The 6220-nt window shown below is 63.5% G+C and carries 5 protein-coding genes; all 5 read right to left on the bottom strand.

What is annotated here, in order from left to right:
• Positions 1 to 1299: ATP-binding protein (locus ACILRA_RS18490; RefSeq protein WP_395663536.1), on the bottom strand; the 1299-nt coding region annotated here is incomplete at its 3' end.
• Entirely contained in the window at positions 1299 to 2453 is a 1155-nt protein-coding gene (gene recF / locus ACILRA_RS18485) for a DNA replication/repair protein RecF (RefSeq protein ID WP_395663535.1), read from the bottom strand. The genes recF and ACILRA_RS18490, both read right to left, overlap by 1 nt.
• A gap of 9 nt (positions 2454 to 2462) precedes the next feature.
• Positions 2463 to 3575, bottom strand: a complete 1113-nt coding sequence (dnaN, locus tag ACILRA_RS18480; protein WP_395663534.1) for a DNA polymerase III subunit beta — start codon at positions 3573 to 3575, stop codon at positions 2463 to 2465.
• A 94-nt stretch (positions 3576 to 3669) separates the two neighbouring features.
• Positions 3670 to 5091 (bottom strand): chromosomal replication initiator protein DnaA, encoded by a 1422-nt coding sequence (dnaA, locus tag ACILRA_RS18475; protein ID WP_395663533.1) that lies wholly within the window; start codon positions 5089 to 5091, stop codon positions 3670 to 3672.
• 758 nt (positions 5092 to 5849) lie between these two features.
• A complete protein-coding gene (gene rpsT / locus ACILRA_RS18470) occupies positions 5850 to 6116 on the bottom strand; it encodes a 30S ribosomal protein S20 (protein WP_395663532.1) in 267 nt (88 codons plus the stop codon).
• Between the last annotated feature and the right edge of the window lie 104 nt (positions 6117 to 6220).

The raw sequence follows: 6220 nt of genomic DNA, 5'->3' as shown, positions 1-6220 counted from the left end.
GACGATGAAGAGTTCGGATTTCGCCGGATCGCGCTCCTGGCAGTCCGCAAGCTTGCCGGGAAGGGACGAAATGTCGAGCGCACCCTTGCGCCGTGTCAGCTCGCGCGCCTTGCGGGCGGCCTCGCGCGCGGCGGCGGCCTCAACAACCTTCGAGACGATCAAGCGGGCGTCCGAGGGATGTTCCTCGAACCAGGCGCCCAGCTGCTCATTGACGAGGTTCTCAACCACGGGTCGCACTTCGGAGGAGACGAGCTTATCCTTGGTCTGCGACGAAAACTTAGGGTCGGGCACCTTAACGGAGAGCACGCAGGTCAAGGCCTCGCGCGCGTCATCACCCGTCAGCTGGACCTTTTCCTTCTTGGCGATGCCGCTGTCGTTGGCGTAGTTGTTGACCACACGGGTGAGAGCACCCCGGAAGCCGGCGAGATGCGTGCCTCCGTCGCGCTGCGGGATGTTGTTGGTGAAGCACAGCACATTCTCATGATAGCTGTCGTTCCACCACAGGGCGCAGTCCACCGTGATGCCGTCCTTCTCGCCGTGGATCATGATCGGCTCGGAAAGCACCGCCTGCTTGGTGCGATCAAGATAACGCACGAAGGCCGCGATGCCGCCCTCGTAGAACAGTTCGACATTCTTTTCTTCGACGCCGCGATGATCGGCCAGCAGGATGCGTACGCCGGAATTGAGGAAGGCCAGCTCGCGCAGCCGGTGCTCCAGCGTCGCGAAGTCGAACTCGGTCTTGGTGAAGGTTTCGGTGGAGGGGAGGAAGGTGACCTCCGTACCGCGTTTTCCCGGCGCTTCGCCCACCACTTTCAGCGGCGCATCGGGCTCGCCATGAGTGAAGCTCATGAAATGCTCCTTGCCATCGCGGAAGATGGTGAGCTTGAGCTTGACCGACAGCGCATTGACGACGGACACGCCGACGCCATGGAGCCCGCCTGACACTTTGTAAGAATTCTGGTCGAACTTACCGCCCGCATGCAGCTGGGTCATGATGACTTCCGCCGCGGAGACGCCTTCGCTGTGAATATCGGTGGGAATGCCGCGGCCATTGTCGGTGACGGCGCAGGAGCCATCGGCATTGAGCGTCACCGTCACGCGCGTGGCGTGGCCTGCGAGCGCTTCATCGATCGCATTGTCGACGACCTCATAGACCATGTGGTGAAGGCCCGAGCCGTCATCGGTGTCGCCGATATACATGCCAGGGCGCTTTCTCACCGCATCGAGGCCCTTGAGCACCTTGATCGAATCGGCGCCGTAGGTTCCGTTTCCGTTGCCGGTGCTATCCGTATCTGACATCAGCGTTCCATCACTTCCCTGACCAGCCCGTCATCCACATGGAAGACGGCGCCCGCATCACCAATTGCTTCGAACAGCTGGGCATCTGTTCCCGTCATCCAGCTCTGCGACCCAAGCGCCGCCAAAGCCTCCAGCAAATCTTTCCGGCGCGCCCTGTCGAGATGAGCTGCCACCTCGTCGAGGAGCAGGATCGGGGCAACCCCCGCACCGGCCCTGACTGCCCTCGCCTGCGCCAGGACAAGGCCGATCAGCAGCGCCTTCTGTTCACCCGTCGAACAATGCCCGGCGGGCATTGCCTTGGGGCCGTGGACGACAGCGAGATCGCTCCGGTGTGGCCCCCTGAGAGTGCGGCCCGCCGCCCGGTCGAGACCGCGCGAATCGGTTAGAATTCTACGATATTCATCCTCGACTTGCACCGCCGGCTTTTCAGCGATCAGGGCTTCGATCTCGCCCTCCACGGCAACCTCCGCCCACGGAAAGGAACTGGCCGCGCGGCCCTCCCTTATATGGGTCTGCAGCGCCTCCAATCCAACCAGCCGTGCAGCTGAAATCGCCACCGCCGCCTCCGCCATCTGGGCCTCGAGCCCAGAGAGCCAGGTGGCGTCCGGGCGGGTGCCTGCAAGCAGCAGATTGCGCTCGCGCATGACCTTCTCGAACACCAGAATGCGCGAACCGTGCTCCGGGTCCGAGGCCGCCACCAGCCGGTCGAGGAAGCGGCGGCGGTCCGAGGCGGGCCCGGCGAAAAGCCGGTCCTGGGCTGGCGTGAGCCAGAGCAGGCGCATGTGCTCACCCAGCGCGCCGGAACCCTTCTGCAGCTCTCCGTCGATCATCACGCTCCGCCCGCCGCCGTCGCCCGCCTCCGGCTGGCCGCCCCAGGCGGTTCCGGCCGACACGAGGCCGTGCGGGGCCTCGATCCCGGCGGCGATGGCCCAGCCCCCTGAGCCACCCTGACGGGCCAATTCCTCGAAGGGGGCGCCGCGCAGGCCGCGGCCAGGCGCCAGCAGCGAAATGGCTTCGAGCACATTGGTCTTGCCCGCGCCATTCGCACCCGTCAGCGCAATGAGGCGCGCAGCTGTGTTGACCCGCAGTTCCCGGTAATTGCGGAACTCGGTGAGCGTCAGCCTGGCGATGGCAAGGGTCGGGGATGCGGTCACAAACGAGGCTTACACCCGCATGGGCATGAGCACATAGAGAGCCTGCTCGTCAGACGGGTCGCGGATAATGGTGGGCGAGCCCGCGTCCGCGAGCTGGAACTCCATGCCATCGGACTTGATCTGGGATGCGACGTCCATCAGGTAGCGTGCGTTGAAGCCGATATCGAGCGGGTCAGCGCCATAGGAACAGGCGACCTCCTCCTCGGCCGAGCCGGAGTCGGGATTGTTCACGGTCAACACCACCTTGTTGCCGCCGATCTGCAGCTTCACCGCACGGCCCTTCTCCATGGAAATGGTCGAGACTCGGTCAACAGCAGCGGAGAAGCTCTTGGCGTCAAGTTCCAGCTTCTTGTCATTGTTGCGCGGGATGACGCGCTCATAATCGGGAAAGGTGCCGTCGATCAGCTTGGAGGTCAGCACCAGATCGCCAGCAGCGAAGCGGATCTTGGAGGCGGACAGCGACACCTCCACCGCGCCGTCCATGCCTTCGAACAGCTTCACGACCTCGAGCACCGTCTTGCGTGGCACGATCACGCCGGGCATGCCCTTGGCGCCGTCGGGCCGGGGGATCTGCGCCTGGGCGAGCCGGTGGCCATCCGTGGCCACCGCCCGCAACAGGCTGCCATTGGCCACTTCATGGAAATAGATACCGTTGAGGTAATAGCGGGTCTCCTCCGTCGAGATCGCAAAACGCGTCTTCTCGATCAGGCCCTTGAGATCGCCCGCGGTCAGGGTGAAGCTGTTGGGGAAGTCGCCTGCAGCAAGATCAGGGAAATCCTCATGCGGAAGGGCCTGCAGCGAGAAGCGCGAGCGGCCCGCGAAGATCGACACGCGCTGGCTGTCACCGGCCTGTTCGAGTTCAAGCTGGGCGCCATCCGGCAGCTTGCGGACAATGTCGTAGAGCATATGGGCGGGAACGGTCGTGGCGCCTGACTTGGCGATCTCCGCCGGCACGCTCTCGACGATCTCGAGATCGAGGTCGGTGGCGGTGAGTTTCAGCCGCCCGTCGCCCGCCTGCAGCAGCACGTTGGAGAGGATGGGAATGGTGTTCCGGCGCTCCACGACGCTCTGCACATGGGTGAGCGCCTTCAGGAAGGCTGACCTTTCGATCGTGACGCGCATTACCGGAGAACCCCTTGCTTTTCACGTCCGGCCCTTGCCGGGGCAAGAACTTTTACGCGGTTGCAGACGGAGTTCAAGGGCCAAGCAGGGCTTTTCAGCCCTGTTCGACGAGCCTGATCAGCAACGCCACCTCTCGGGCCAGCCTGTCGTCTGTCTTGATCTGGTCCTCGATCTTGCGCACCGCGTGGAGCACCGTCGAATGGTCGCGGCCACCGAAGCGCCGGCCGATCTCCGGCAGGGAGCGCGCCGTCATCTTCTTCGCCAGATACATGCCGATCTGGCGCGGCACCACCACGCTGCGCGCGCGGCGGGGCGAGAGAAGATCGGTGCGCCCGACATTGAAGTGACGGCCCACCACCTTCAGGATGTCGTCGATCTTGACGCGCGAGCCATCGGGGTTGGCCTGCATGTCGCGCAGCACGAGGGAGGCAAGATCAAGCGTAACCGTGGCCTGGTTGAACTGCTGGTAGGCAGCAATGCGGTTGAGCGCCCCTTCAAGCTCGCGCCCCGATCCGGTAATGCGGCTCGCGACAAATTCGAGCACCTCGTCAGGGATCACGACGGAAGCATCGCGCTTCAGCATCGTCTCGTAGCGGCTCCTGAGGATGCGCCGCCTGGTATCGAGATCGGGAAGTTCGATGTCGACGACAAGGCCTCCCATCAGGCGCGAGCGCATGCGCAGATCGATCGAATCCAGCTGTGCGGGCGGAACATCGGCCGCCACGATCACCTGGCGGCGGGAGTCGACGAGGGAGTTGAAGGCGTTGCAGAATTCCTGCTGCATTGTCTTGCCCTGCAGGAACTGAAAGTCGTCGATCAGCAGCACATCAATGGCCTGGAACTGGTCCTTGAAGGCCAGCGTGTCGCGCTGGCGGAGCGCCATCACGAAATTGATCATGAAGCGCTCGGCGGTGAGCAGCATCACCCGCCGGTCGGGCCGCTTGTCGCGAATGCGTTGGGCGACGGCGGAGAGAAGATGCGTCTTGCCCAACCCCGAGCCTGCGTGAATGAACAGCGGGTTGAAGCTGATGGCAGCGCCCGGTGCCGCATCTGCCACGCGGCACATGGCGGCATGCGCCAGCTGGTTGGAAGAGCCGACCACGAAGGTGTCAAAGGTCTGCCCGGGGTCCAGCTGCGGGGTCCTGTCAGCCGCTGCGGCCTGTGCCGCGGCGATCACGCTTGGCTGTGGCGCTGCCGTGGCAGGCGGCTCCGATGCATCGGTGGCGTTCTCGGCTTGCGGCCTGGGCGCAATGCCGCCGCGCATGCGCACGCGCACATGCATGGAGTCGAGCGGGCCCAGCTCCGCCTCGCTGATCTTGTGCAGCTTGGACAGGTAATGCGACTCGATCCAGGACTTCAGGAAGCGGGTCGGAACGGAGACGGTCAGGCGGCCGGCGTCGAGGTCCTCTGCTTCCATGCGGGCGAACCACGATGTGTAGAGATCTTCACCAAGTTCAGCCCTGAGCCGCTGCGCAACACGATCCCACCTCGCCTTCACATCCGTCACTGACGTCATCTACCGCATCCCTTCGCGCGCATTCTGCGGCGCGCATTATCAGTGCGGCTGAACCGGTGGTTCAACCGTCTCATGTTTCCGAGCCTGGTGACCTCTAGGGGCCGCCGGGCACCGGGCTGAATGAATGTGTGATTGGTCTGATCACCACATGCTCCTGCCGTAGCATCGTTGCCTTGCCGGTCCTGGTTCTTCTCGGGTTCGTTACGCGTATCTACCCTACATACAAACACAAGAGTGTCGCTTGGGCGGAGACCGCCCAGCAAACGCCACCACTGACCGCTAGCCAGAACCGCTAGGCCAAGCCTGACCCGGGGTCCGATTTTTGCCGCAGACGACTGGCCATCTGGCCCGTCTGCAGAAAGAACTTACAAAAGCGCCAACAGCCCAAGCAACCTGATTCCGGAAACGCTCCGTACACGGAGGGGGCGCGGCGCCTGAGGACCCCGCCCGGCCTTCCGGCGGATAAACCTAAGGTGCTGAGAAAGTTCCGGTTTTCGGAACTGGCACCAAGACGGACATAGGTACTGGAGTGGCTGCAACGCAACACAACCCGCTGGCTACCTGCCGCGCGCCTCCATGCCAGGCGCCGCCCACTTTCGCACTCGGCCTGTAAGCTATTGGCAAACATAGACGAATTCTGCGCGAGACAATCCGTTCGCTGACAAATGTGGAAACTGTGGAAAACAAAAAAAGCCGGGCAAAAGCTGCCCGGCTCACCAAAATTGACGCAACCGTACTGCAACTGCAGGGCGATTATCTCAGCCTTTCAGGGCCTTCACACGCGCGGCAAGCCGCGAGACCTTGCGGGAGGCCGTATTCTTGTGGAGTACGCCCTTCTGGGCGCCCCGCATCAGCTCCGGCTGGGCAGCCTGGAGAGCTGCCTGGGCTTCCGCCTGGTTGCCGGAGGCAATCGCCTCCTCAACCTTGCGCACATGAGTGCGGATGCGGCTGGTGCGGTTCTTGTTCACTGCGGTACGGCGGGCGGCGGCGCGGGTGGCCTTTTTCGCCGATTTGGTATTGGCCATGAGGTTTGGTCCTGCTTCTCTGGAATTCGGTTGATGGGCCTTCAAAGACGAAGGACCGCATGCCTTGTGGCAGACGGCCCGCCTTCCCGGCCCATCGGGATGGC

The sequence above is a fragment of the Aestuariivirga sp. genome (genome assembly GCF_044239095.1).
In the GTDB taxonomy this organism is placed as follows: Bacteria; Pseudomonadota; Alphaproteobacteria; order Rhizobiales; family Aestuariivirgaceae; genus Aestuariivirga.
Note: the sequence above shows the minus strand (reverse complement) of the source record. Positions and strands in the feature narration are given on the sequence as shown.

Coding starts and splice junctions, on each gene's coding strand:
- dnaN (WP_395663534.1), bottom strand. CDS start 3,575: ATGCGCGTCACGATCGAAAGGTCAGCCTTCCTGAAGGCGCTCACCCAT.
- dnaA (WP_395663533.1), bottom strand. CDS start 5,091: ATGACGTCAGTGACGGATGTGAAGGCGAGGTGGGATCGTGTTGCGCAG.
- rpsT (WP_395663532.1), bottom strand. CDS start 6,116: ATGGCCAATACCAAATCGGCGAAAAAGGCCACCCGCGCCGCCGCCCGC.